Below are 24,487 nucleotides of genomic sequence, written 5' to 3'. Positions count from 1 at the left end.
CTCCGATATCGCGTGGTCGTCCGCGCCCTCAGCTACGCCCACGCGTTTCAAAACGCGGCAGCATGGCAGAGAAGTCTTTGCCCAGGCCATCCTCGGCCTCGACAAACTGTTCATACAGTTGCGTCGCAGCTTGCCCCATCGGCGTGTCGGCATCCGAGCTTTCTGCGGCCTGCTGGCTAAGGCGCAGGTCTTTCAGCATCAATTCGGCCGCAAAGCCCGGCTGATAGTCGTTATCCGCCGGGCTGGTTGGTCCAACACCGGGGGCAGGGCAGTAGGCGTTCATTGTCCAGCTATAGCCCGAGGATGTGCTGACCACATCAAACATCTTTTGACGGTCAAGACCCAACTTGTCTGCCAGTGCAAAGGCCTCGCAGGTTGCAATCATCGTCACGCCCAGGATCATGTTGTTGCAGATCTTGGCGGCCTGTCCGGCTCCGGCCGTGCCGCAGTGCACCGCCTTTTGACCCATGATGTCAAACAAGGGGGCGGCTTTTGCAAACGCCTCTTCCGATCCACCGGCCATGAAGGTCAGCGTCCCTGCTGACGCGCCGCCAATGCCCCCTGAAACCGGTGCATCGACCGACAGCAATCCGGCGGCAATTGCCTGCTCGGCGACGGCCCGGGCGCTGTCGACATCCACAGTCGAGCAATCGATCAACACCGCGGCCCGTTGCATGTGCGGGATGACCTGATCTGCGACCGCACGTAAAATGGCACCGTTTGGCAACATGGTGATGACAGCATCCGCATTTGCCACGGACTCCGCCGCGGTCTGAGCCTGCGCGACCCCGTCGATGGTGACACCGGCGGTATCAAAGCCCAGAACATCATGACCGGCCTTTGCCAGATTAGCCGCCATTGGGGCGCCCATGTTTCCTAGACCGATGAACCCGATTTTCATTGCTTACTCCTCCTCAAATGTCGGCGCGTCCGCACCCAATGGTTGCAGCATTTTCGACACGGCCACTGCTGGCACATTGATATCCGGGAACTGCCAGTTGGGATTGCGGTCCTTGTCGATGATCTGTGCGCGGATGCCTTCCAGAAAATCGCCATGTTCCATCGACCGATAGGTGAAACGGTATTCCATGTCCAAAGCCCGGCGCATCGTCAACGATGCGCCGCGCAAGCGATGTAACATCTCAACCGCACAAGCCATGGACAGTGGAGCATTCCGTTGCAGCGTGCTCAGGGTTTTCAATGAAAACTCCGACCCGGTGGCACGAAGGCTGTTCACTATGTCGCCCAGTGTTTCGCCATCAAAATACTGGTCGATGTCTTCCTGCATCGCAGTCAATAAGCCTTCGGGCGGCGTGATGGTGTGATCCGATAGCAGGTCCGCAGTGCCGGACGCTTCCAGCATCTCGATCAGGTCAGGCCACTGAGACTGAGGGATGTAAAGATCGGCGAAGCCTGCCAAAATGGCGTCGGCGGGACCCATGCGGTGCCCCGTTGTGCCGAGGTACTCGCCCAGGCGCCCTGGTGCGAGGGCGAGCATCAGTGTGCCGCCCACATCCGGTACAAGTCCGATGGAACATTCGGGCATTGAGATTTTCGAGCTTTCGCCAACCACCCGATGGCTTCCGTGGCATCCGACACCCACGCCACCGCCCATGGTGAACCCCTGCAAAAAGCTGACAACCGGTTTGGGGTATTCAAAGATCAGCGCGTTCAGACGATACTCATCCCGCCAGAAGGTGCGCCCATAGTCGAAATTGCCCTTGGTTCCGGTCGCGTAGAGTTCGGCGATGTCTCCGCCCGCGCAGAATGCCTTATCCCCCTCGGCGTCAAGAATGACCAGATCAACGGTGTCGTCTTCGCGCCAGTTTCGAAGCGCGGTCTCGATTGCGCCGCACATGTCATAGGTCAGCGCGTTCAGAGCCTTGGGGCGCGTCAGCGTGATGCGCCCGGCGCGGCCGGTGGTACGAATGTCGATGTCGGACATCGGGCCCTCAGTTCTGTGCAACCATTTGGCGTGCGACGATCACGCGCATGATTTCGTTGGTGCCTTCCAGTATCTGATGCACGCGCAGGTCGCGCACAAGCTTTTCGATCCCATAGTCCGCCAGATAGCCGTAACCACCATGCAGTTGCAGGCATTGGTCGACCACTTTTGAGCCGGTTTCGGTCACAAATTTCTTGGCCATCGCACAGAATTTGGTGGCATCCGGCGCGCCTTGATCAAGCTTCCAAGCCGCCTGACGCAGGAATGTGCGGGCGGCTTGCAGTTCGATCTCCATATCAGCCAGACGGAATTGCAGCGCCTGAAACTGGTCAATCGATTTGCCAAAGGCCTTGCGCTCGGACATGTATTGCACGGTCATATCCAGACCATTCTGCGCCGCGCCGAGCGAACAGGATGCGATGTTCAGGCGTCCCCCGTCCAGACCCATCATGGCATATTTGAACCCGTCGCCTTCGACGCCCACCAGATTGCCCGACGGGATTTTGCAATCGTCAAACTGCACCTGCGCGGTGGGTTGGCTTTTCCAGCCCATCTTGTCTTCCAGCGCACCAAAGCTCAGGCCGGGCGTGCCGTCCTCGACATAAACCGTTGAGATACCTTTTGGCCCATCCTGCCCGGTGCGCACCATACAGACATAGGCATCGGAATACCCGCCACCCGAGATAAAGGCTTTGGTGCCGTTCAGCGTGTAGCCTTCATTCGTCCGCTCTGCGCGGGTTTTCAGGGCGGCGGCGTCTGAGCCCGACCCCGGCTCTGTCAGGCAGTAGCTGAGTACCGTGTTCAGGGTCAGGATGTCTGGCATGATGCGCGACTTCAGATCGTCATCGGCAAAACTGTCCAGCATCTTGGCGCACATATTGTGGATCGACAGAAATGCGGCGACCGACGGGCAGGCCATCGACAAAGCTTCGAACACAAGCGTCGCATCGAGGCGGCTGAGACCGGACCCGCCGCCATCCTCGGATACGTATAGCGCGCCAAAGCCCAGTTCTCCGATTTGCGGCCAAAGGTCTTTGGGAATGGTTCCGTCTGCTTCCCACTGACGGGCAAACGGTGCGATGTTTTCTTGCCCAAACGCATAAGCCATGTCGAAAATGGCGGTTTGTTCCTCGCTCAGCGCAAAGTCCATGGCGCTCCCTCCCGTCGATAGCGAATTGAACGGTTGTTTATTTCTTAATCGTTACAGAAATTTTGCAGGTACAGCAATGCCGAGCATCCGATTTGATCATAGGTTTTCGCACACGAATGACCGCTTAAAGGTCGGCGTGGAACTCTTCGATCAGGTGCCGGACAACGGCTTGTCCCGGGTCGTCGCCCCGGGCCACGGCCTCGGCATGGGCGCGGCGCTGGCGGGTGGCGGACGTTCCGGTTTCTGCGATCTGACGCAGACGGGCCAGTTCTGTCATGGTGCCCAGCGCTTCGGTATCTTCGGCCAGCATCCCCATCAATTCGCCCATCAGCTCGGGCATGGGTTTAATGGATCTGTCCCCATAGTCGATCAATCCTTCACCAACGCCATAACGCTGCGCGCGCCAGCGGTTTTCGCCGATTAGGAACCTGTCATATTGCCGCCACCGCAGATTGCGGGCCTTGAGACGGCACAACATACGCGTCAGTGCCTGAACTAATGCAGCCAGCGACAAAGTATGCTCCAGACGCGGCTGCACATCCATGATGCGAGTCTCTAACGTCGGAAAACGATGTGATGGGCGCAGGTCCCACCAGATTTTCGACGTATCCTCGATAACCCCCAGTTCGACCAGGACACCCGTGGTTCTTTCGTATTCTGACCAGCTGCCAAAATCCGGCGGCAGTCCTGTGCGGGGCAGGTTGTCGAAGACGGTCAGCCGGTAAGAGGACAGGCCAGTATCTTCGCCACTCCAGAACGGAGAAGATGTGGATAAGGCCAGAAGATGCGGCAGGAAATAGCAAAGCTGGGGCATGAGGTCGGCGCGCAGGGCAGGGTCCTCGACTCCGACATGAACATGCATGCCGCAGATCAGCATCCGCCGCGCGACCCCGCCAAGCGCATGTTGCAGCGCATCATAGCGTTCCTTGCGCGTATGATGCTGGTCTTTCCAGTTCGCGAACGGGTGACAGGAAACGGCGATGGGGCTCAGGTTATACTCACCCGCGCGTTTGGATACGCAAGAGCGCAGGCGTTTGAGATCTTCGCGCGCGCCGTTGATCGTGGTGTGGGGCCGTGTGCCGACCTCGATCTGGCATTGCAGGAATTCCGGGCTGACCTGTCCTTCGAAATCGGCCTGACAGGCCTCCATCAGGGCTCCGGGGGCCTCGGTCAGGTGCAGGCTGTCGCGATCGACCAGCAGATACTCTTCTTCGATGCCAAGCGTGAAATCCTGCTGCATGCGCGGACCTCTCCTTTCGGTATCGGATCAGTGAATACGGAAATCGCCGTTTTGCCAAGGGTTTGACGTTCTGGTTCTTGCGCAGGTCCGGCAAGCAAAGGTAAGGAGCGGCCACGGAGTGTCACCAAATCGGAGCCGGACGTGAAACCCAGAAAATTTCCGCGAACCAATGCCATTCTGGATCGGTTTGGCGTGAAACTGGTCGACAAGATCATGGAACGGGACGAGCGCACCCGGCTTGAAGCTTTCGAACGGGCCGGGGGGCTGACCCGCCCGGCCTATGCGCTGTCCCCTGGTATGGACGGGTTCGATATTGCGCAATTGACAGATGAATACCGGCAGCACGCGGATGCGCTGGCAGCATTAAAGGACCCAACGCGCAATCAGACCGGGTACAAGATTGGGAACGGCTATTATGACAGCCCGGATGCTGACGCGCTGTACTTGATGGTCCGCCGGTTTCAGCCCAAGCGCGTGATCGAAGTCGGTTGCGGTAATTCCACCCGTGTCACGCGACAGGCCGTTATCGACGGCGGGTTCGAAACCCGGATCACGGCAATCGACCCTTATCCGCGCGCAGACATCGCCCATGTCGTCGATCATTTTGAGCAGAAACGGCTGGAAGATGTCGACCCGTCGGTGTTCGAAGACCTGGCCTCTGGCGACATTCTGTTCATCGATTCCAGCCATGTGGTGCGGATGAGCAATGATGTGGCGCATCTGTTCTGTCGTATCATTCCGGCACTGAAACCCGGCGTTGTGATCCACGTGCATGATGTTTTTCTGCCCTACGAATATCCCAAACGCTTTTTTTACGATTGTCCGGGATGGGGTGAGCAGTACATGCTGCACGCTCTGCTGCAATCCGGTTCATATTCAATGCTTTGGCCGGGATATTACCTGCAACAAGCCCGTCCGGATGCCGTCGAATCGCTGCCGTTTCTCAAGGACGGACGCGCCCAGAGCATCTGGGTCCAGGTGAAAGAAGACTGATCCAAAGTGATCCGGCCCCAAACAACGCCCGTACCCCTTTCCATAACAAGCTGGAGAGGAGATGACAGCCATGTTCCGTCGTACCTTTATGGGGGCAGCCGCCGCACTTGCATTTGCAATGCCACTTAAGGCGCAAGCCGCTGACATTGTCGACACCGCCGTATCTGCCGGATCATTCAACACACTGGTCGCCGCCGTTCAGGCCGCTGGTCTGGTTGACACGCTGAAGAGCCCGGGCCCATTCACCGTATTTGCACCAACGGATGAGGCGTTCGCCGCTTTGCCTGAAGGCACGGTTGAAACGCTGCTGCTGCCTGAGAACAAGGATCAACTGGTCGAAATCCTGACCTACCATGTGGTGCCCGCCAAGGTGATGGCCGGCGATATCGCCGGTAAGCGTGCCAAGGTTCTGACAGTTCAGGGCGACCGCCTGAGCGTGAACGCCAGAAACGGCGTCAGGGTAAATGGTGCCGAAGTTGTTCAGGCCGATATCGAGGCCAGCAACGGCGTTATCCACGTCATCGACGCGGTCATTATTCCGGAATAAGAACAGCCACTTTGCCAACGAAAAGCCCCGGTCCATCTGGCCGGGGCTTTGTCTTTAGACCAGACGCACCTGAGTGCCGATCTTGACCAGAGGATAGAGCTCCTCGACATGCTGGTTATAAAGCCCGATGCACCCGGATGAGCTCTGACGACCAATTTTTCGGGTGTCGTGGGTGCCATGCACCAGATAGGCAGGCCAGTCCAGATACATCGCGCGGGTGCCCAGCGGGTTGCCGGGGTCGCCGCCTTCCATGCGCACCGGCAGGGATGGATCACGTTCGCGCATTGATGCGGTGGGTGTCCAGCTTGGGTACTCGGTCTTACGCACGACCTTGGTATATCCGCGTTTTGTCAGTTCTTCACTCATGGGAACCGAGCTTGGGTACAGCTTATAGGTGCCGTCCGGGGCCCAATAATGTACTGCGCGACTGGTGATATCGGCCAGCAGGCAGCCAACACCCAACTCGTCGAAATGATCCTGCCAGTTCTGCTGGGAAAAGGATGAGACGTTGCGGCGCACCGGCAATTGCGTACTGATCGCGTCTTCGGTCTGCGGGAAGGCATCCAGGCTTTGCGCGCGCAGCAGTGTTGGTGCGGTGAGAGCCGATGCCACGCCCAACAGGGCCGCGCGGCGATTGATCCGAGAATTGGACACGTGAGCCTCCTCAAAGACTGCTCGGGTTTTGGCGCAATTTAGGGTGTGTTTTCGTCCGGAACCAGATGCGATGTCTGAATTTTTCGTGAGTTTGGCATGAAACTTATACGCACCGCGTAATCAGGCAGCGATTCAGCGCGCATTTCTGCAAAAACTGAGACAGGCGCGCTGAACTGAAAAGGCCGCCCATCAGAGCGGCCTTTGGTGTTCGCGTGGTTACAACCCTAGTCCATGGCTTTGAAGTTGAATTCGCCACCTTCTTTGATGCCCGATGGCCAGCGGGCCGTGACGGTTTTGGTGCGGGTGTAGAACTTGAAGCTGTCCGGACCATGCTGGTTCAGGTCGCCGAACATGGATTTCTTCCAACCGCCAAAGGTGTGATAGGCCAGCGGAACCGGGATCGGAACGTTGATGCCCACCATGCCGATATTCACCCGGCTGGCAAAATCGCGGGCGGTGTCGCCGTCGCGGGTGAAAATCGCGGTGCCGTTTCCGTATTCGTGGTCCATCGCCAGTTTCAGTGCTTCTTCATAGGAACCCGCGCGTACGGTCGACAGAACCGGGCCAAAGATCTCCTGACGGTAGATGTCCATGGCCGGGGTCACGTGATCAAACAGATGCGGACCGACAAAGAATCCATCCTCATATCCCTGCAGGCTAAAGTCACGGTTGTCGACGACCAGCTTCGCGCCTTGTTCGATGCCCGAGTTGATCAGGCCGAGGATACGCTCCTTCGCAGCGCCGGTTACAACCGGGCCCATGTCCACATCATCGCCAGCGGTGTAGGGGCCAACTTTCAGTTTTTCGATCCTTGGCACCAGCTTTTCAATCAGCGCGTCAGCGGTGTCTTCGCCCACCGGAACAGCAACCGACACAGCCATACAGCGCTCGCCCGCCGCGCCGAACCCGGCCCCGACCAGGGCGTCAGCCGCTTGATCCATGTCGGCATCGGGCATGACGATCATGTGGTTCTTGGCACCGCCAAAGCACTGCGCCCGCTTACCGTTCGCGGTTGCACGGGAATAGATGTATTGCGCAATCGGCGTCGAGCCGACGAAAGACACACCCTGAATGATGTCGCTGTCGAGCAGGGTATCCACGGCTTCCTTATCGCCGTTGACGACCTGGAATACGCCTTTGGGCAGGCCGGCCTCGACAAACAACTCTGCCAACATCAGCGGAACGGACGGATCACGTTCCGACGGTTTCAGCACAACGGCGTTGCCGCAGGCAAGGGCAGGGCCCACATGCCACAACGGCATCATGGCCGGAAAGTTGAACGGCATGATTGAGGCAACCACACCCAAGGGCTGGCGCATCGAATACATGTCAATCCCCGGGCCCGCGCTGTCAGTGTACTCGCCTTTCAGCATCTGCGGCGCGCCGATGCAGTATTCGATCACTTCCAGACCACGTTGCAGGTCACCCTTGGCGTCCGGGATTGTCTTGCCGTGCTCGCGACTGAGGGCTTCGGCAAGTTTGTCCATGTCGCGATTCATCAGATGGACCATGGCCATCATGACGCGCGCGCTTTTGTGGGTTGGTCGCCCCCCACACAGGCTGCGCAATTGCGGCCTGTTCAATGGTAGCCGTGGTCTCAGCCGCGCTGGCCATCGGGCACTTGTACTGAACTTCGCCGGTTGCGGGGTTGAACACGTCGTCGAACCGGCCGGATGAACCAGCCACGTTTTCGCCGTTGATGAAGTGGGTCAGGTCTTGCATCGAACTCTCCTCCGATAGGTTTGCGCGCAGAATAGGCTTGCAGAAATCCCACGAACAGAGGCAATCTTTCAAAAGAGCTTTGCAAAAATGCAAAAGGGAGCAGATGAACCCGAATTGGGACGATATGCGGGTCTTTCTGGCCGTTGCGCGCGAAGAAAGCCTGTCATCGGCGGGGCGCATCCTCAAGATCGACCCGGCCACGGTTGGCCGACGCATCGCGCGACTGGAAACAACGCTGGATGCGTTGTTGTTCACCAAGTCGCAGCAAGGCTATGTGCTTACGGCGGCGGGTGAACGATTGCTAGAGCATGGCCAACAGGCCGAAGAAGCGATGCGTGCCGCTGCAGGGGCTGTGACCGGCTCGACCAAATCCTTGAGCGGGCAGATCAGAATCGGCGCTCCGGACGGCAGTGCAAACTACCTGTTGCCGCAGGTTTGCGCCAAGATCAGCGACGCCAATCCGGATCTGGATATTCAGATCCTGGCACTGCCCCGGATCATCAACCTGTCTCGCCGCGAGGCGGACATGGCCATCACGGTCAGTGCGCCAACGGCGGGCAAGCTGTTGGTTAAAAAGATCAGTGATTATAAGCTGCACATCGTGGCAACTCAGGACTATCTCAGCCGCAAAGGCCCCATTCGGTCGGTAGCGGACCTGAGTGCGCACCGGCTGATCGGCTACATCCCGGACATGATCTTTGACCGGGAACTCGACTATCTGAACGATATTGGCGTCGACCGCGTACCGCTGGCGTCCAACTCGGTTTCAGTGCAGTTGCGGCAGGTGTCGGCCGGAACCGGGGTGTGCGTGGCCCACGATTTTACGCTGCCGTTTCATCCTGACCTTCAGAAAATCCTGACCGATCAGGTCAGCTTGACCCGCAGCTTCTACCTTGTCAGGCATCAGGGGGATCAACGCAACGAACGGCTGAATCGCTTTGCCGAGGCGCTGACTCGCGGCATCCGCGACGAGGTGGCACGGCTGGAAGCCGCCGCAGAAACTTGACAGGTCCGGACAATCGCGCAACGCTTGGAAAACAGTACGTTAATCCGGAGGTTTTTTGATCAATGCTAGTTCAGGCCATTCTGAAATCCAAAGCGACAGACAGTGTGGTGACGGTCGATCCTTCGGCGACCGTTGCGGAAGCTGCAAAAATACTTGCAGAAAAACGGATCGGTACGGTCATCGTCTCGGAGGACGGAGGACGGAGGACGGAGGCGAGACGGCGGCTGGAATCTTGTCTGAACGTGACATCGTGCGTGAACTGGCGGTCAGCGGCAGCGGGTGTCTGACCCAACCCGTCAGTGCGTATATGACCCGGGATCTTGTCACCACGACACGGCAGGCTACGGTTCAGGACATCATGTCCCGCATGACCGAAGGCCGCTTTCGCCATATGCCCATTGTTGAAGAAGGCAAGCTGGTCGGCATCGTGACCCTTGGGGACGTGGTCAAAGCACAGCTGGTGGAACTGGCGATGGAGAAGGACGCCCTTCAAGGCATGATTATGGGTCACTGACCATCCGATCTTGTGACAAGGTGCCTTGCGCCCTCGTTAAAGTTATGTTTGCTTGCGCAGAAATTTTGTTGCGCAGGAGGGCGCGATGCGGGTTGGATTATACCCCGGAACCTTTGACCCGATCACCCTGGGTCACATCGACATCATCCGTCGCGCCGCAGCCCTGGTGGACAAACTGGTGATTGGCGTGGCCATCAACCGTGACAAAGGCCCACTGTTTTCGCTGGAAGAACGCGTCGCGATGATCGAGGCGGAATGCGCTCATCTGACCGAACAGACCGGTACCGAGATTGTCGCGCACCCCTTTGAAAACTTGCTGATCGACTGCGCACGCGACGTTGGTGCCCAGATCATCGTTCGCGGATTGCGGGCTGTTGCCGATTTCGAATACGAGTTTCAGATGGTTGGCATGAACCGGGCATTGGACGACTCGATCGAAACGGTCTTTCTGATGGCTGAGGCGCGACACCAGGCCATTGCTTCGAAACTGGTCAAGGAAATCGCCCGGCTGGACGGGGACGTGTCCAAATTTGTCACGCCCCGCGTCAATACGGCCCTCAAGGACAGGTTAGGATAGCGCGCCCATAGCGGCGGCGGTATCGAGCATCCGGTTCGAGAACCCCCATTCGTTGTCATACCAGGCCAGCACGCGCACAAGCGTGCCATCCGTGACCTTGGTTTCAGCCAGCGACACGGTCGAACTGTGGGCATCGTGATTAAAATCGATGGAGACCAGCGGGCGGCTTTCGGCGGCCAAAACGCCAGGGATCTTGGCAGCAGCGTCGACAAACAGCGCGTTGACCTCGTCCTCGGTCGTGGCGCGTGACACTTCTGCCACCAGATCGACAACCGAGACATTTGGCGTGGGAACGCGAATGGCCTGACCGGTCAGCTTGCCAGACAATTGCGGAAGAACCAGACCAACGGCCGAGGCCGCCCCGGTTGTTGTCGGGATCATCGACAACGCGGCAGCGCGCGACAGATAGGGGTCTTTGCCGACCGTGTCGTGAACCGGCTGGCTGGCCGTATAGGCGTGGATGGTCGTCATGTTGCCATGCAAAATACCCAGTCCGGCGTCCAGCGCGGCGGCGACCGGCGACAAGCAGTTCGTCGTACAAGACGCGTTAGATACAACCGTGTCTTCTGCCGTCAGTTCGTGATCGTTAACGCCAAATACCACCGTCTTGACCGTGCCGTCCCCACGGGCAGGGGCAGAGATCAGAACTTTTCCCGATCCGTTCTTGAAATGCCGCTCGGCCGCCTCGCGGGTGCGAAACACGCCGGTGCATTCGAGAACCACATCGACATCGGACCAGTTCAGCGACTCCGGATCCCGCTCGCTGCTCAGACGGATCGGACCCGCGCCGACGTCCAGACCCGCATCAGAAAGGGTCACCGGGTTGGGATACCGGCCATGCACACTGTCAAACTCAAATAGATGCGCATTCATCTCGGGTTTGCCCAGGTCGTTGATGGCCACGATCTCAACATCTGTGCGACCCGATTCCATGACCGCCCGCAAAACGCCGCGCCCGATCCGTCCAAAGCCGTTGATTGCCAGTTTCAGTGTCATGTTGCGCTCCGTCTGATTGGCCGTTCGGCCACGATAGGAATGTAGTTAGCGCTAACAAGATCAGATGAGCGAAAATGTCAAGCAAAACATCCGTCAGCGCCAGAAGGCCAGCCAGTCGAGAAAAGCGTAGAGCTTCTTGCTCAGAAACAATAAATGCTCGGTTCCGTACACCGAATAATCCAGCATGATTCCGCCGAGAATGAGAATCCCAAGCCAGATGGCGATTTGGTTTGTCATCATGTCTCCGAACGAAAACGCCCGCCCAGATAACCTGAGCGGGCGTTAGGGTACAAGCGGTGTACGAAGGGTCAGTTAAGACGCCCCATGGCCACGGCCACATCGGCCATGCGCACCGAAAAGCCCCATTCATTGTCGTACCAGGCCAACACGCGCACCATGCGGTTGTCGACCACGCGGGTCTGATCCGGCGCGAAGATCGAGCTTTCTTCGGTATGGTTGAAATCGGTCGAGACCAGTGGTGCGGGCTCAAAGCCCAGAACGCGCTGCATCGGGCCCTTGGCGGCCTCTTCGACAATTGCGTTGACCTCTTCGACGGTGACATCCCGCGCAGCGCGGAATGACAGATCGACGGCAGAGACGTTGGGGGTGGGAACGCGAATGGCGGACCCGTCCAGACGACCCTTGAGGTTCGGCAAGACTTCACCCAGGGCAGCGGCCGCACCTGTTGTGGTCGGGATCATCGACATCGCAGCGGCGCGCGCGCGGTACAGGTCACTATGACGGCGGTCCAGCGTCGGCTGGTCGCCGGTATAGGCATGGATCGTGGTCATGATGCCGTGTTCGATGCCGATGCCTTCATCCAGAACCTTGGCAAGCGGAGCAAGGCAGTTGGTGGTGCAGGACCCGTTGGACACCATGCGGTCCTCGGACACCAGGCTGTTGTGGTTCACGCCGAAAACGATGGTCTTGTCCACGTTCTTGCCGGGGGCCGACAGCAGAACCCGCTGTGCGCCGCGCTCAAGATGTGTCTTGGCTTTCAGGCCATCGTTGAATTTGCCGGTGCATTCCAGAACGACATCGCAACCGTCCCAATCCAACTCGTTCATGTCGTAGGTCGAAAACATCTCCATCGGGCCGCGACCCAGGTCCATAGTCTTGCCGTTGATCGAAATGTCACGTGGAAATCGGCCATGAATACTGTCGTATTTGAGCAAATGCGCAGAGGTTTCCAGCGGCCCGGTTGCGTTGACTTTGATCACTTCGATGTCGTTGCGGGCTGAGGCCGCTATGTGGGACAAAGTACAGCGGCCAATCCGGCCAAAACCATTGATACCGACCTTTATGGTCATATGACGTCTCCGACTGCGCTTGCTTTGGGGGCCATATAGCCGCGAATACGGAATCTAAAAAGGGCAAAAATGACATATTTTTAAGGTGTTAGCGCAAACCTGGGCCGATTGCGCTAACGCTTGCGCTATACGTCGGATCAGGTAGGGTCCGGAGGCGACAGATGTTAAGAGAGGACGCGTGATGAGTGGTCTTTTGGCCCTTTTGGACGATGTTGCCGGAATCGCCAAGGTCGCGGCTGCCTCAGTGGACGATGTGGTGGCGGCAGCGGGTAAGGCGGGGGCCAAAACAGCCGGTGTGATCATCGACGACGCCGCCGTCACCCCAAAATACGTTCAGGGATTTGCGCCGGCGCGGGAACTGCCGATCATCTGGCGCATCGCACGCGGCTCTCTGTTCAACAAACTTGTGCTGTTGCTGCCCGTTGCTTTGCTGCTGGCCAATTTCGCACCGTGGCTGATTACACCCTTGTTGATGATCGGGGGATCGTATCTGTGTTTCGAGGGGGCGGAAAAAATCTTTCACGTGCTGTTTCCGCACGGCAGCCATGTGATCGAGCAAGACATGAAGAACCCCGATCCCGGCCATCTGGAAGAACAAAAGGTCAGGGGCGCCATCAAAACCGATTTCATCCTGTCTGCGGAGATCATGACCATTGCTCTGGCGGCGATTGAGGCGCCGAACCTGTGGATGCAGGCCGCAACGCTGGCGGTCGTCGGGACCGGCGTGACGCTGGCCGTCTATGGCTCGGTCGGTCTGATCGTCAAAATGGACGATGTCGGGTTGTACCTGGCCAAGAACGCCCCAACGCCCATTGGGCGCGGAGTAGGACGCGGCCTGGTCAAGGGTATGCCCGGCGTGATGAAGCTGCTGTCTATCATCGGAACCGCCGCAATGCTTTGGGTTGGCGGTTCGATCGTCATTCATGGGCTGGAGGTGCTGGGCTTTGGCTGGCTGGGCCACCACATCCACGATTGGGCTTATGCAATCGGACACTTGGTGTCCGAACAGTGGGTTGGCGCGGTCGAGTGGATATCCAAGGCAACGCTGGATGGTGTGTTTGGTCTTGCGTACGGTTTGGCGCTTATTCCGTTGGCAACGAAAGTGATTTCTCCGGCAATCGGCGCAGTAGCGGGGCGGACAGACAAGCATTGAGCCAAGCAGTTTGGTGACGTGGGGTCGCATCTGGATTCACGGAAAGGTTGGAGTAACCATGGTGGCGGTAACGTCCAATTAGGTTCATCATGTCTTCACTCAGTTTGCCAGATGTTTTGAACGCCGCCGAGCAGGTTGAAGATCGGCTGCGCTATCCTGTGCCACAGAATTGGATGCAAGGTCGTACGACCTTTGGTGGCTTTTCCTCCGCGTTGATGTTGTCGGCGGTTCACACGCAACATCCTGCCTTGCCGCCATTGCGGTCTGCTTTGATCAACTTCACCGCACCAATCGGGGCGCCGGCGACCGTCGGCACCGAGTTGTTGCGCCGAGGGCGAAATGTCACAACGATCACCGCCCGTGCCGAGGTCGAGGGTCGCGTATCGGCTGTTGGAACCTTCAGTTTCGGTCAGGCGCAGGACAGTCACGTAACCTTTACCTGCGCAGCGAAACCGTCGGGTGAGCCTGAAACGACAGACTACTATTTCCCACCGAACCTACCAAAACCACCCATCGCATTTCTGGAAAACTTCGATGTCCGTCTTGTGGAGGGGGCGCTCCCCATATCAGGAGCAGAACGGGGCTACCTGCGTGTTTGGGCACGGCACAATGATGTGCGCATGTGGGATAGCATTGAAGGTCTGATCTCGATCGCAGATTTACCGCCACCTGCGATTTACCCGACGCTGAAAAAGCCAGGGCCGAGTTCGTCGATGAACTGGATTTTCAATGTGTTGACCGAAGACGTCAAAACGCGCGATGGCTGGTGGTTGTTGGAGCATCAACTGACCGCCGGTCGCGATGGCTACAGTTCGCAGGTTATGCGGGTTTGGAACACCGACGGTGACCTTGTCGTCGACGGAATGCAGTCCGTGATCATCTTCGTTTGATCAAAAAAGCCCCGGTGAATCCCCGGGGCTTCTTCGCGTGAAAGGCGCGGGTATTAGCCCAATAGCTCTTTAACCTTGGCAACAGTTGCCTCAGCGGTGATGCCAAAGTGCTTGTACAAGTCACCCGCCGGGGCCGATGCGCCAAAGCTGGACATGCCGACAAAGCCCGCCTTGGCCTCACGACCACGCTCGCCCAACAGCCAACGATCCCAGCCACCTGCGCGAACCGCCGCTTCGATCCCGACACGAACGGCTCCACCCGGCAGGACACGCTTGCGGTAGGCGTCATCCTGCTCAGCAAACAGCTCCATGCAGGGCATCGAGACAACACGGGTACCAATACCTTCGGCCTCCAGCATCGCCTTGGCCTCCATCGCCAGCGACACCTCGGAACCGGTGGCGATCAGGATTGCCCGACGTTTGCCGTCGGCTTCGGCCAGAACATAAGCGCCCTGAGCAACCAGGTTCTTGGTCTTGTGCTGGGTGCGCACGGTCGGCACGCCTTGACGGGTCAGCGACAGGACCGAGGGGCTGTTCTTGAAGGTCAGCGCCAGTTCCCACGCTTCGGCCGTTTCGACCGTGTCGGCGGGGCGGAACACATAGGTGTTCGGCGTCGCGCGCGAGATGGCCAGATGCTCAACCGGCTGGTGGGTCGGGCCGTCTTCGCCCAAACCAATGGAGTCATGGGTCATCACAAAGACGCTTGGAACCTTCATCAGCGCCGCCAGCCGCATCGACGGGCGCGCATAGTCGGTGAAGGCCATGAACGTCCCGCCATAGGGGCGTATGCCACCGTGCAGAGCCATGCCGTTCATCGCGGCCGCCATGCCGTGTTCGCGAATACCGTAATGGATGTAGCGACCCTTGCGGTTTTCCGGCAGGAATACGCCCAGATCGTCCGTTTTGGTATTGTTTGACCCGGTCAGGTCCGCCGACCCGCCGACGGTCTCAGGCATGATGGGATTTACAACGCTCAGAACCTTTTCCGACGAGGCGCGCGTTGCCATCTTGGGTTGATCTTCAGAAATCTGTTTTTTCAGAGATCGTATTGCACCGGCAAGTTTTTTGGGCGTTTCAAAGGCATAAGCCCGGTTGAACTCGGCCTGTTTACGCTCGGACAATTGCGCGAACCGTTCCTCCCAGGCCGCGCGTTCGGCCGCGCCGCGTGTGCCGATGGCTTCCCAAGCAGATTTCACGCTGGCCGGAATTTCGAAAGACGCATGCGGCCAGCCGTATCCGTCCTTGGCGGCCTGCAACTGATCCTGATCCGTCAGCGCGCCGTGACCCTTTGAGGTGTCCTGCGCGGCGTGACCCAGTGCGATATGACTTTCGCAGGCAATCATGGTTGGTTTGTTCGACTTTTTTGCCTGAACGATGGCGGTGTCGATGGCATTTGGGTCATGGCCGTCAATCTCAATCACATGCCAGCCCGAGGCTGCAAAGCGACGCACCTGATCGGTTCGGTCGGACATATCGACCGTGCCATCGATGGTGATGTTGTTATTGTCCCAGAACACGATCAGCTTGCTCAGCTCATGGCGGCCGGCCAGGGTCAGCGCCTCTTGGCTGACGCCCTCCATCAGGCAGCCATCGCCTGCGATTACATAGGTGTAGTGATCAACGACTTTCTTGCCGTAATGCGCGCGCTGAACTTCCTCGGCGATTGCAAAGCCAACGGCGTTTGAAATGCCTTGCCCCAACGGGCCGGTGGTGGTCTCGACCCCATCAATCAGGAAATTCTCGGGGTGGCCCGCTGTCCTGGCACCCAACTGACGGAAATTCTTGATTTCCTCCAGCGTGACATCGGCGTGACCGGTTAGATAGAGCAGCGAATAGACAAGCATTGACCCGTGTCCCGCCGACAGAATGAACCGGTCGCGGTCGGGCCAATCCGGGTTGGCTGCGTCGAATTTCAGGTGTTTTTCGAACAGCACGGTGGCGACGTCGGCCATGCCCATGGGCATGCCGGAATGGCCGGAATTGGCAGCGGCGACGGCGTCGAGGGTCAGGGTGCGGATGGCCGCAGCTTTGTCCCAGTGTTCGGGGTTGGCATTGCGCAGCGCAGTCAGGTCCACGGGCGGAGTTCCTTTGGGTTACAGGCAGATCCAGCGCTGAATATCATTCACCCCTCAAAGTGCAAGCGGAACCCGGCGAGAGGCCATAACCGAGCATGAAGAGCGCGCTCCAAGTGATTGAAACCTAAGAGTGGGTATTTTCTGTCACATTCCGGTAGACTAACCAAAGGCACGGTTTGTTTTTGATTCGGACGGCCGGCAACAGAACGATCCTTGATAAAGAGGTGACAGGGGCATGAGCCAGATCGAGGAACTACAACATCGCATTATTGCTGCGATGGAACGCATCGGCACCGGCGTCGAAACTTTGCACAAAACGGGCGGCAGTGGCGACGGGCAGGAGGCGGGTCTGCAGGACGCGTTAGAGGATGAGCGCGTTGCAAATGCCCAGCTTCAGGAGCGGTTGAAGTCCCTGAAAGAAAGGCATGAACAGGAAGTCGACGCCCTGCGCGCCGATCTGGATACACTGCGCCCGGGCTCTGGTGATGATGATGACACAGAAACTCTGCGCGACCAGTTGACCGAAGCCACCGAGAAACTCGCTGCGGTAGAAGCGGCCCGGGCTGAACTGGCAGAGGCCAAAGCCGCCTTGGAAAACCGCGAGGAACTGGATGCGCTAAAGGCCGAAAACGAAACGCTGCGCACCGACCTTGAGGGTCGCGTTGACCCGGCGCCCTTGCGGGATGAAATCGAACAGCTAAAGCGCTTGCTGGCCCGGGCGCAGGACATCGAGGCGGAAAATGGCCGGTTGCGTTCGGAGTTGGCCGACAGCGAAAAGGTCGGTGATCTGAACGCTGAACTCGAGATGCTGCGCGCCGAAAGGACCAGCCACGGCGCGGCGATGTCGCGTCTGGATGACGATCTGCAGCGGATGCGCAAAGCCAACGAGGAGCTGCGAATGTCAATGGACGAACTGCGCACTGCAGCGCAGGACGGTGTGACGGACGCAGAGTTGTTAAATCGCGCCACCGTAGCTGAACTCGAGGCGACCCGAGCCGCTCAGGCAACGGATGCGGCCGAAGCGCATGCGGTGCTGGCACGGCTTGAACCGTTGCTGTCTCAGGCGAAACTGACGGAAGGCGAGGTAGAGTGATGCCGGAATTGACCATTCATATCGGCGGGCGCGGCTTTGATGTGTCCTGTCAGGACGGCGAAGAGACCTTTTTGCAGGCTGCGGCCAAGATGCTTGATGATGAGGCGCAGATTCTGTCGGATCAGATCGGACGGATGCCTGAATCGCGGATGCTGTTGATGGCGGGTCTCATGCTGGCAGACAAAACGGCAGCAACCGATGATAAAGTACAGGTGCTCGAGGAAAAACTGGCTGAGGCCGAGGCAGAGCTAAGGACGCTGCGCAATGCGCCGCCCCCGGAACCGGAACGGGTCGAGGTAGCAGTTGTACCGCCGTCAGTCACTGATACTCTGGCTGAACTGGCGGCGCGGGCCGAAGCCCTTGCCGCGGTTGTTGAAGAGAAGTCTGTGAAATGAAAACACTCTTTGGTGCGGCCTGCGGGGCACTGATGACACTCGCCGCGTCAGCGGCAGTGGCCGAGATCGACATCCTGTCGGTGACCTTTACCTGCGAGACGGGCGCGTCGGTCCCCGTCACCTATTTCAATGCATCCGATGGCTCTGGCGCGGCGGCGATGATGGTTGACCGAAGGTTGGTGCCGATGCGCCAGACCGAAAGCGGGTCTGGCATCCGGTATGAATCCGTTGGCACAGGAGGCACGTATATCTTGCGCTCAAAAGGCTGGGACGCCACTATAAGCTACCTGCCCAGCGGCAGCGCCGATGAACAGGTCATCTATCAGGAGTGCACCAGCCGTTAAGAGGTGATCAGGCATTTGCCTCGCGGATTTTGTCAGCAGCATCCTTGTTGTAGCCAACGCTGGCTTCGTCAAACAATGTGTCGAGCTCACCGGATAGCGTCATTTCGGTGATGATATCGCAACCGCCGACAAACTCGCCTTTGACGTAAAGCTGCGGAACCGTCGGCCAGTCGGAATAATCCTTGATGCCCTGACGCACGTCTTCATCGGCCAGAACGTTCACGTCGGTGTACTCCACGCCCATGTAGTTCAGCACGCCGGCCACACGGGATGAGAATCCACATTGCGGCATCTCTTTGGTGCCTTTCATATAGAGCACAACGTCATTGGCCTTGACGGTTTCGTCTATCTGGGTTTTCACGTCGGTCATTTCGCGTTTCCTTTGCTCTTTGGCATCATCGCTTTGGCGTAGTTTTGAGGGTCTCTTGGGATATGGGTCTGCGCCGAGCTAACGCCACCGTCAGATGAACTGTAGTTTGAATGGAGAAGGTGTTTTCCACGTCCTGGCAGCGAGCCTCGTCTTGTGTTGCGCCCCTTCTTTGAGTGGTTCCATGCAATCAGTGCGATGAGCACTACAAAGACTGAAACCGCAACACAGATTACGATCGCATGTTCCATTTCACTCCGGCACCTTGGTGGTCAGCGCCAGTGCATGCAACTCGCCCGCAGGACCATCCATCTTGCCTTTCAAGGCCGCATAGACAGCGCGCTGCTGTTGCACCCGGTTCTTGCCGCGAAAGCTCTCGTCCACGACCATGGCCGACATATGCACGCCATCCTGCCCGCCTACCTGAATTTCGGCGTCAGGAAAGGCGTCCCGCAGCAAGGTTTCAATTTCATGGGCGCTCATCGGCATGTAGGATACTCCTGAAGGTCTTTCCCAAGATGTAGAGCGCTGGGTGAGCGCGCGCAAGATGCGGGTTGCGTACAAACTCTGACGCCGGCCTCTGACCGAGTCTGTGCACCGTTCATCTTGTCGCGCGCGGGCTAAATGACGTGATATCAGGCGACTGCGGCTGCAAAACTGCTGCGGAACGTATCGGCCAGTTCGGCAAGCGGCGCTTCGGAGACACCGATCTTGACGGTTTCACCCGTGAAGCGGCCAACCGAAACCAGCGGGACACCAGCCTGACCGGCGGCAATCATCAGGGCTTCGGCCTGATCGAAGTTGCAGGCGACCAGATAGCGGCCCTGATCTTCGCCAAACAGCACCTCGGTGGGTGCGTCCTCGAGATGAATGCCAACACCAGCCGCCTCGGCCAATTCAAAAGCGGCGAGGGCAAGCCCGCCATCCCCAAGGTCGGTGCATGCCTTAATCATATCGCGGTTGGCGCGGATGAACTCTCCGTTGCGCTTTTCAGCATCCAGATCGACATGCGGCGCGTCGCCGTCTTCGCGGTTGAAGACTTCTGCCAGCAGAGCGGACTGGCCCAGATGGCCTTGTGTTTCACCAATGACTAGTGCGACATGACCGTCGCGCACCTCGTTGCCGATGATCTCATCAGTGTGCGTCAGCAGGCCAACCGCGCCGATGGTGGGCGTTGGCAGGATCGCCTGACCGTCGGTTTCGTTATAGAGCGACACGTTGCCGGACACGATGGGCATATCCAGCGCCGCGACGGCAGCCCCGATGCCTTTGATTGCGCCGACGAACTGACCCATGATGTCGGGCTTTTCCGGGTTGCCAAAATTCAGGTTGTCGGTTGTGGCCAGTGGCGTTGCGCCAACAGCGGTCAGATTGCGGTAGGCTTCGGCAACGGCCTGCTTGCCGCCTTCTTCCGGATTTGCCCGCACATAGCGGGGCGTCACGTCCGAGGTAAAGGCCAGAACCTTGTCGGTGCCGTGAACACGCACCATACCAGCGCCGAGGCCCGGAGTGCGGGCACTGTCGGCCATGACCATCGTATCATACTGCTCGTACACCCATTGCTTACCTGCGTAATTGGGGGAAGAGAGCAGGACGCGCAGACCGTCAATCGGGTCGATCTGCGGAACGTCGGCCAGTTCCTCAGGCTCGGGGGTCGGCTCCCACGGACGGTCATACTCGGGGGCGGTTGAAGAAAGCTTGGACAGAACCAGATCGGCCTTCACCTCGTCATTGTGCATGATGAGAAAGCGATCCTCGGCGATGGTTTCCCCGACGATGGCAAAGTCCAGATCCCACTTTTCGAACACGGCGCGGGCTTCGGCTTCAAGCTCAGGCTTCAACACCATCAGCATGCGTTCCTGAGATTCGGACAGCATCATCTCATAGGCGTTCATGTTCTCTTCGCGCTGGGGCACGTTTTCCAGATCGAGGCGTACGCCCAGACCGCCCTTATCGCCCATCTCAACGGCGGAACATGTCAGGCCTGCCGCGCCCATATCCTGGATCGAGATCACGGCGCCGGTCTTCATCAGCTCCAGCGTGGCCTCCATCAGCCGTTTTTCAGTGAAGGGGTCGCCGACCTGGACTGTGGGGCGCTTTTCTTCGATGGTATCATCGAACTCGGCTGAGGCCATGGTCGCACCGCCAACGCCATCGCGGCCCGTTTTGGCACCCAGATAGACGACCGGCATGCCAACGCCCGAGGCGGCCGAGTAGAAGATCTTGTCGCTATCCGCGAGGCCTGCGGCAAAGGCATTCACAAGGCAGTTGCCGTTATAGGCCGGGTGGAAGCGGACTTCGCCACCGACGCACGGCACGCCAAAGCAGTTGCCGTAGCCGCCAATACCCTCGACCACGCCATTGACCAGTTGCCGGGTCTTGTGGTGCTCAGGTTCCCCAAACGACAGAGCGTTCATCGACGCGATGGGGCGTGCGCCCATCGTAAAGACATCGCGCAGAATACCACCAACTCCTGTGGCCGCGCCCTGATACGGTTCGATGTAAGACGGGTGATTGTGGCTTTCCATTTTGAAAACAACGGCTTGCCCGTCACCGATATCCACAACACCAGCGTTCTCGCCCGGTCCACAGATGACCTGCGGGCCAGAAGTGGGCAGGGTCCGCAGCCATTTCTTTGAGGACTTGTACGAGCAATGCTCATTCCACATCGCCGAGAAAATGCCCAGCTCAGTGAAACTCGGTTCGCGCCCGATGATCTCGAGGATCATGTCGTACTCATCGGGTTTCAAGCCGTGAGCGGCAATCAGATCCGGTGTGATGGCTGGCTCTTGCATCCTGTATTCATCCCCGAGATGGCAATCGTTGGCGCCTTTTAGGGGAAGGGATCGCCGGGGGAAAGAGCAAAGGCGGATTGTCTGATTTCTATGGCTTTAGCAGGTGCCAACTTGTGGGTTGCACAAAACAAAAGGGACGCCCGAAGGCATCCCTTTACTAAGCTTTTGCAACCGAACAAGCGACGCAGTTACTTCTGCTGTTCCTGTTGTTGTTGGGCCTGCTGTGCAACAGCGTCGCCCGCCGCAGCGGCAACGGTCGTCTTCTGCTCCTCAGTCAGATTTTCGGCCTCATCAAGCCCCGGTATCGCGACGCGCACCTCGCGGCGGGCAAAGTCGATGCCGTTTTCCTTGAACGCCGCTTTGACGCGGTTGAAGATTTCCTTGCGCAAGGTGAACTGCTTGCCGGGCTTGGCCATGAACTTGCCACGGATGATCATGCCTACGTCATCAAAGTCAAACACGCCCTGAGACTTGAACGGCTGGAGGAACCCATCCTTGTGGGTTTCATCCTCCATCATCTCGGCACCGATCTTCTTGAAGATTTTCTTAACCTTGTTCGGATCGGTGTCGAAGGGCACGGTGAACTTGAGCTTCATGATCACCCAGTCGCGGCTGTAATTGGTCAGCTTTTGGATTTCGCCGTATGGGATCGTATGCACCGGGCCGCGATGGTGCCGCAGCTGCATCGAGCGGATCGAGATTTTCTCGACGGTCCCGGTGGTTCCGCCGACATCGACATATTCACCCACGCGGAACGCATCATCGATCAGGAAGAAGATGCCCCCAACGATATCCGACACCAGCTTTTGCGCACCAAACCCGATGGCCAGACCCAGGATACCGGCACCGGCGAGAAGCGGCGTGATGTCGAGGCCCAACGCACCCAAAGCCAGCAGCACAAAGATGACAGCAATCGCCACCTGCGCGGTCACCCGCAGCAGGGGCAGCACGGTGGCCAGACGCGATCCGCCTGAACCGCCACCTTCGCCAGCCTCTTCATCGGGGCTTTGCTCTGCTGCGGTCTGCTCTTTTGCCAGACGGCGGTTGATCCAGAGCGACACAGCTTCGTTGATAATGTAGCCGATTGCGATGATGATGAAGAATTGTATGACATTGCTGCCGGACTCGGATCCGCCAGAGATCTCTTGCAAATCGAGGTCCCATGCATCCGCGATCATCAAGATCACGAGGATACCGGCCAAAACCCGCCCGACACGGATGTAGCTGCGTTTTGTTGATTTGTAAGCCTGTTCGGCAATCGGGCCGTCGCCCATCATCGGGGGTTGCAGATGGCGCACGAGACCACGGATCAGGGTATCCAGAGCGGGCGCGATCAGCAGCCAGAACATCGTCGTGAAGTGCGCGCCATGCGCCAACAGCGCAAACACTGCCGGATTTTTCTGCGCGGCCAGATATTCGACCAACAACCACGTGCCCGCCGATACGCCAATAGCCAGGTAGGGGTAAAGCCGTGCGACCTCTTCATCAAATCTGGTACGATCGGGATCAGACCCGCGCATCATGTCAGAGAGGCCATCGCGGGCTGTCCATGCAATCACACCGATATAGATGTGAATCGCCGTGTTCAGCCAGAATCCCAGACGGGATTCACCCGGCGGCACGCCGTTGAGAAAGTTGAAATCCAGAATGAACATCGTGAACCCGATCAGCAGGAACAAACCGATCAGATTGCGATGTAGGTATTTGGCCCAATGATCGTCCACATTGACCAGACGCAGGTTGGTCTGGTTCGGAGCCAGGATAAACCGCGAGATTGCGGCGCCCAGTCGTGGGAACCAGATCAGATAAAACACAAATGGTGCCGCCTGCGAGATCTGTTGTTCATCCAGCAGCTGGCGTCCAACAAAGACCAGCGTGTAGTAGAAGACTAAGAGCCCCAGAAACTCGCCGCAGAACCGTTTGAACAGATAGGTCACGGCGCCGCGCAGATTGGTGGAGGAATCGCCGTCGACCACCTTGATCCAACGGCGGGTCCACAAGCCCACCACCTTTTCGGCAGCATATCCGATCGCCAGCGCTAGAATGGTAAATCCAAACAGAGTCATCAGCCCGTTTGCACCAAAGGTGTTTCCGAAGTTGGTAAATGCCTCGACCTGCGCAGAGACCAGCACCGGAACCTTGCGAATAACGTCTACCCAGGATGCGGCCATGATGCTGGCCGTATCAGACATCGTTTGGATCAGGCCCTTTTGGGCCGCTGCAGTCTCAGCCGTTTGCGCGGCCACGGCATCCAGCCGCTCGAGCAAAATGGAACGAACCTGATCGTCGGACATGCGCGCAACGAGGTCATCCACCTGATCCGGGGTCAGATCATCGGGAATGGTTACCGTCGCGGGTGCTGCTGATGTGCTGGTGACCTGAGCATATAATGGCCCGGATAACAGCAGTGCAGAAATCAACGCCAAAAACAGGCGGAGGGGATGGAACATCTGTTTTGTCCTCGATCGCAATTATTCGTTTTTTCCGGGATCATAGGCGCGAAGGTGTTTTTTCCCAGAAGTTTCACCGGCTTGATCGCGCGCACGTGGCAAAACGGCAAAAAAAAGGCCGAGCACGAAGCTCGGCCGTAGTCCAACAGGGAGGTATGAAGATGATGAGCGTTTCAGCATCACCGCCTTCGCATGCTCATTTAGGCGTCGGTTTATGTACGTTCAAGATTTATAAGCCTGCCCATCGGTCATGTCCGATATGCGGTTGGCG

Annotated in this window: 22 protein-coding genes and 2 pseudogenes; 10 read left to right on the top strand and 14 right to left on the bottom strand. The window is 58.2% G+C overall.

Annotated features, from left to right (window positions below; translation table 11 throughout):
* Positions 1 to 28: 28 nt before the first annotated feature.
* From mmsB to ACR3ES_RS14410, 4 genes are all read right to left on the bottom strand, one after another.
* Positions 29 to 901, bottom strand: coding sequence for a 3-hydroxyisobutyrate dehydrogenase (gene mmsB, locus ACR3ES_RS14425; protein WP_170430265.1), 873 nt, complete (start codon positions 899 to 901; stop codon positions 29 to 31).
* A gap of 3 nt (positions 902 to 904) precedes the next feature.
* The gene (locus ACR3ES_RS14420) at positions 905 to 1,945 is read right to left on the bottom strand and encodes an enoyl-CoA hydratase/isomerase family protein (RefSeq protein ID WP_170430267.1); all 1,041 of its coding nucleotides are present in this window, start codon (positions 1,943 to 1,945) and stop codon (positions 905 to 907) included.
* 7 nt (positions 1,946 to 1,952) lie between these two features.
* Positions 1,953 to 3,095 (bottom strand): acyl-CoA dehydrogenase family protein, encoded by a 1,143-nt coding sequence (locus ACR3ES_RS14415; RefSeq protein ID WP_170430269.1) that lies wholly within the window; start codon positions 3,093 to 3,095, stop codon positions 1,953 to 1,955.
* Positions 3,096 to 3,219: 124 nt separating this feature from the next.
* Entirely contained in the window at positions 3,220 to 4,335 is a 1,116-nt protein-coding gene (locus tag ACR3ES_RS14410) for a carboxylate-amine ligase (RefSeq protein ID WP_170430271.1), read from the bottom strand.
* A gap of 141 nt (positions 4,336 to 4,476) precedes the next feature.
* On the opposite strand from ACR3ES_RS14410, the gene ACR3ES_RS14405 reads away from it, so the two are divergent.
* Both ACR3ES_RS14405 and ACR3ES_RS14400 read left to right on the top strand, forming a co-directional pair.
* Positions 4,477 to 5,328: a class I SAM-dependent methyltransferase gene (locus ACR3ES_RS14405; protein ID WP_170430273.1), complete on the top strand. Its 852-nt coding sequence runs from the start codon at positions 4,477 to 4,479 to the stop codon at positions 5,326 to 5,328.
* Between the two features lie 70 nt (positions 5,329 to 5,398).
* Entirely contained in the window at positions 5,399 to 5,875 is a 477-nt protein-coding gene (locus ACR3ES_RS14400; RefSeq protein ID WP_170430276.1) for a fasciclin domain-containing protein, read from the top strand.
* A 54-nt stretch (positions 5,876 to 5,929) separates the two neighbouring features.
* Here ACR3ES_RS14400 and ACR3ES_RS14395 read toward each other — a convergent pair whose 3' ends face one another.
* Together ACR3ES_RS14395 and ACR3ES_RS14390 are read right to left on the bottom strand one after the other, a co-directional pair.
* Positions 5,930 to 6,529: a L,D-transpeptidase gene (locus tag ACR3ES_RS14395; protein ID WP_170430277.1), complete on the bottom strand. Its 600-nt coding sequence runs from the start codon at positions 6,527 to 6,529 to the stop codon at positions 5,930 to 5,932.
* A gap of 224 nt (positions 6,530 to 6,753) precedes the next feature.
* Positions 6,754 to 8,143, bottom strand: a pseudogene (locus tag ACR3ES_RS14390) (CoA-acylating methylmalonate-semialdehyde dehydrogenase).
* Positions 8,144 to 8,354: 211 nt separating this feature from the next.
* Between ACR3ES_RS14390 and ACR3ES_RS14385 the strand changes: the two are divergent.
* The 3 genes and pseudogenes from ACR3ES_RS14385 (at position 8,355) to coaD (ending at position 10,348) form a co-directional block, all read left to right on the top strand.
* A complete protein-coding gene (locus tag ACR3ES_RS14385) occupies positions 8,355 to 9,257 on the top strand; it encodes a LysR family transcriptional regulator (RefSeq protein ID WP_170430282.1) in 903 nt (300 codons plus the stop codon).
* A 62-nt stretch (positions 9,258 to 9,319) separates the two neighbouring features.
* A pseudogene (locus ACR3ES_RS14380) lies at positions 9,320 to 9,771 on the top strand (CBS domain-containing protein).
* Positions 9,772 to 9,856: 85 nt separating this feature from the next.
* Positions 9,857 to 10,348 carry a pantetheine-phosphate adenylyltransferase gene (coaD, locus tag ACR3ES_RS14375; protein WP_170430286.1) on the top strand — a complete coding sequence of 164 codons (492 nt, stop codon included), beginning with the start codon at positions 9,857 to 9,859 and terminating at the stop codon, positions 10,346 to 10,348.
* Here the strand turns inward: coaD and gap (ACR3ES_RS14370) are convergent.
* The 3 genes from gap (ACR3ES_RS14370) to gap (ACR3ES_RS14360) form a co-directional block, all read right to left on the bottom strand.
* Positions 10,340 to 11,344 (bottom strand): type I glyceraldehyde-3-phosphate dehydrogenase, encoded by a 1,005-nt coding sequence (gene gap, locus ACR3ES_RS14370; RefSeq protein ID WP_170430288.1) that lies wholly within the window; start codon positions 11,342 to 11,344, stop codon positions 10,340 to 10,342. The genes coaD and gap (ACR3ES_RS14370) overlap by 9 nt on opposite strands.
* Before the next feature lie 93 nt (positions 11,345 to 11,437).
* On the bottom strand, positions 11,438 to 11,581 hold the full coding sequence (locus tag ACR3ES_RS14365; protein ID WP_170430290.1) for a hypothetical protein: 144 nt from the start codon (positions 11,579 to 11,581) through the stop codon (positions 11,438 to 11,440).
* Between the two features lie 71 nt (positions 11,582 to 11,652).
* Entirely contained in the window at positions 11,653 to 12,654 is a 1,002-nt protein-coding gene (gene gap, locus ACR3ES_RS14360) for a type I glyceraldehyde-3-phosphate dehydrogenase (RefSeq protein WP_170430292.1), read from the bottom strand.
* A 181-nt stretch (positions 12,655 to 12,835) separates the two neighbouring features.
* On the opposite strand from gap (ACR3ES_RS14360), the gene ACR3ES_RS14355 reads away from it, so the two are divergent.
* Together ACR3ES_RS14355 and ACR3ES_RS14350 are read left to right on the top strand one after the other, a co-directional pair.
* Complete coding sequence (locus ACR3ES_RS14355) at positions 12,836 to 13,807, top strand: DUF808 domain-containing protein (RefSeq protein ID WP_170430294.1); 972 nt, start codon at positions 12,836 to 12,838, stop codon at positions 13,805 to 13,807.
* An 89-nt stretch (positions 13,808 to 13,896) separates the two neighbouring features.
* Positions 13,897 to 14,697, top strand: a complete 801-nt coding sequence (locus ACR3ES_RS14350) for a thioesterase family protein (protein WP_170430296.1) — start codon at positions 13,897 to 13,899, stop codon at positions 14,695 to 14,697.
* A 53-nt stretch (positions 14,698 to 14,750) separates the two neighbouring features.
* Here ACR3ES_RS14350 and tkt read toward each other — a convergent pair whose 3' ends face one another.
* On the bottom strand, positions 14,751 to 16,772 hold the full coding sequence (gene tkt, locus ACR3ES_RS14345) for a transketolase (RefSeq protein WP_170430298.1): 2,022 nt from the start codon (positions 16,770 to 16,772) through the stop codon (positions 14,751 to 14,753).
* A gap of 235 nt (positions 16,773 to 17,007) precedes the next feature.
* Between tkt and ACR3ES_RS14340 the strand changes: the two genes are divergently transcribed.
* From ACR3ES_RS14340 to ACR3ES_RS14330, 3 genes are read left to right on the top strand one after another with little or no spacing between them, the layout of a single operon-like run.
* On the top strand, positions 17,008 to 17,865 hold the full coding sequence (locus ACR3ES_RS14340; RefSeq protein WP_170430300.1) for a hypothetical protein: 858 nt from the start codon (positions 17,008 to 17,010) through the stop codon (positions 17,863 to 17,865).
* Positions 17,865 to 18,260 carry a cell division protein ZapA gene (locus ACR3ES_RS14335; protein WP_170430302.1) on the top strand — a complete coding sequence of 132 codons (396 nt, stop codon included), beginning with the start codon at positions 17,865 to 17,867 and terminating at the stop codon, positions 18,258 to 18,260. Before ACR3ES_RS14340 ends, ACR3ES_RS14335 begins: the two co-directional genes overlap by 1 nt.
* Complete coding sequence (locus ACR3ES_RS14330) at positions 18,257 to 18,604, top strand: MliC family protein (RefSeq protein WP_170430304.1); 348 nt, start codon at positions 18,257 to 18,259, stop codon at positions 18,602 to 18,604. The genes ACR3ES_RS14335 and ACR3ES_RS14330 overlap by 4 nt, the downstream gene beginning before the upstream one ends.
* 7 nt (positions 18,605 to 18,611) lie before the next feature.
* Here the strand turns inward: ACR3ES_RS14330 and grxD are convergent, their stop codons facing one another.
* The 4 genes from grxD to ACR3ES_RS14310 form a co-directional block, all read right to left on the bottom strand.
* The gene (gene grxD, locus ACR3ES_RS14325) at positions 18,612 to 18,974 is read right to left on the bottom strand and encodes a Grx4 family monothiol glutaredoxin (RefSeq protein ID WP_170430306.1); all 363 of its coding nucleotides are present in this window, start codon (positions 18,972 to 18,974) and stop codon (positions 18,612 to 18,614) included.
* Positions 18,975 to 19,223: 249 nt separating this feature from the next.
* Entirely contained in the window at positions 19,224 to 19,460 is a 237-nt protein-coding gene (locus ACR3ES_RS14320; RefSeq protein ID WP_170430308.1) for a BolA/IbaG family iron-sulfur metabolism protein, read from the bottom strand.
* 146 nt (positions 19,461 to 19,606) lie between these two features.
* Positions 19,607 to 21,766, bottom strand: a complete 2,160-nt coding sequence (gene purL / locus ACR3ES_RS14315) for a phosphoribosylformylglycinamidine synthase subunit PurL (protein WP_170430310.1) — start codon at positions 21,764 to 21,766, stop codon at positions 19,607 to 19,609.
* A 188-nt stretch (positions 21,767 to 21,954) separates the two neighbouring features.
* Positions 21,955 to 24,216: a mechanosensitive ion channel family protein gene (locus tag ACR3ES_RS14310; protein WP_170430313.1), complete on the bottom strand. Its 2,262-nt coding sequence runs from the start codon at positions 24,214 to 24,216 to the stop codon at positions 21,955 to 21,957.
* Positions 24,217 to 24,487 lie beyond the last annotated feature (271 nt).

The sequence above is a fragment of the Ruegeria sp. B1 genome (assembly GCF_056535885.1).
The sequence above is the reverse complement of the archived record's forward strand: the minus strand, read 5'-3'. Positions and strand labels throughout refer to the sequence as shown.

Excerpts from the sequence above, each read along its gene's own strand:
- ACR3ES_RS14320 (WP_170430308.1), bottom strand. The coding sequence starts at position 19,460 with ATGCCGATGAGCGCCCATGAAATTGAAACCTTGCTGCGGGACGCCTTT.
- ACR3ES_RS14365 (WP_170430290.1), bottom strand. The coding sequence starts at position 11,581 with ATGACAAACCAAATCGCCATCTGGCTTGGGATTCTCATTCTCGGCGGA.
- coaD (WP_170430286.1), top strand. The coding sequence starts at position 9,857 with ATGCGGGTTGGATTATACCCCGGAACCTTTGACCCGATCACCCTGGGT.
- gap (WP_170430288.1), bottom strand. The coding sequence starts at position 11,344 with ATGACACTGAAACTGGCAATCAACGGCTTTGGACGGATCGGGCGCGGC.
- gap (WP_170430292.1), bottom strand. The coding sequence starts at position 12,654 with ATGACCATAAAGGTCGGTATCAATGGTTTTGGCCGGATTGGCCGCTGT.
- grxD (WP_170430306.1), bottom strand. The coding sequence starts at position 18,974 with ATGACCGACGTGAAAACCCAGATAGACGAAACCGTCAAGGCCAATGAC.
- mmsB (WP_170430265.1), bottom strand. The coding sequence starts at position 901 with ATGAAAATCGGGTTCATCGGTCTAGGAAACATGGGCGCCCCAATGGCG.
- ACR3ES_RS14420 (WP_170430267.1), bottom strand. The coding sequence starts at position 1,945 with ATGTCCGACATCGACATTCGTACCACCGGCCGCGCCGGGCGCATCACG.
- ACR3ES_RS14415 (WP_170430269.1), bottom strand. The coding sequence starts at position 3,095 with ATGGACTTTGCGCTGAGCGAGGAACAAACCGCCATTTTCGACATGGCT.
- ACR3ES_RS14335 (WP_170430302.1), top strand. The coding sequence starts at position 17,865 with ATGCCGGAATTGACCATTCATATCGGCGGGCGCGGCTTTGATGTGTCC.
- ACR3ES_RS14330 (WP_170430304.1), top strand. The coding sequence starts at position 18,257 with ATGAAAACACTCTTTGGTGCGGCCTGCGGGGCACTGATGACACTCGCC.
- ACR3ES_RS14410 (WP_170430271.1), bottom strand. The coding sequence starts at position 4,335 with ATGCAGCAGGATTTCACGCTTGGCATCGAAGAAGAGTATCTGCTGGTC.
- ACR3ES_RS14350 (WP_170430296.1), top strand. The coding sequence starts at position 13,897 with ATGTCTTCACTCAGTTTGCCAGATGTTTTGAACGCCGCCGAGCAGGTT.
- purL (WP_170430310.1), bottom strand. The coding sequence starts at position 21,766 with ATGCAAGAGCCAGCCATCACACCGGATCTGATTGCCGCTCACGGCTTG.
- ACR3ES_RS14355 (WP_170430294.1), top strand. The coding sequence starts at position 12,836 with ATGAGTGGTCTTTTGGCCCTTTTGGACGATGTTGCCGGAATCGCCAAG.
- ACR3ES_RS14310 (WP_170430313.1), bottom strand. The coding sequence starts at position 24,216 with ATGTTCCATCCCCTCCGCCTGTTTTTGGCGTTGATTTCTGCACTGCTG.
- ACR3ES_RS14385 (WP_170430282.1), top strand. The coding sequence starts at position 8,355 with ATGAACCCGAATTGGGACGATATGCGGGTCTTTCTGGCCGTTGCGCGC.
- ACR3ES_RS14340 (WP_170430300.1), top strand. The coding sequence starts at position 17,008 with ATGAGCCAGATCGAGGAACTACAACATCGCATTATTGCTGCGATGGAA.
- ACR3ES_RS14400 (WP_170430276.1), top strand. The coding sequence starts at position 5,399 with ATGTTCCGTCGTACCTTTATGGGGGCAGCCGCCGCACTTGCATTTGCA.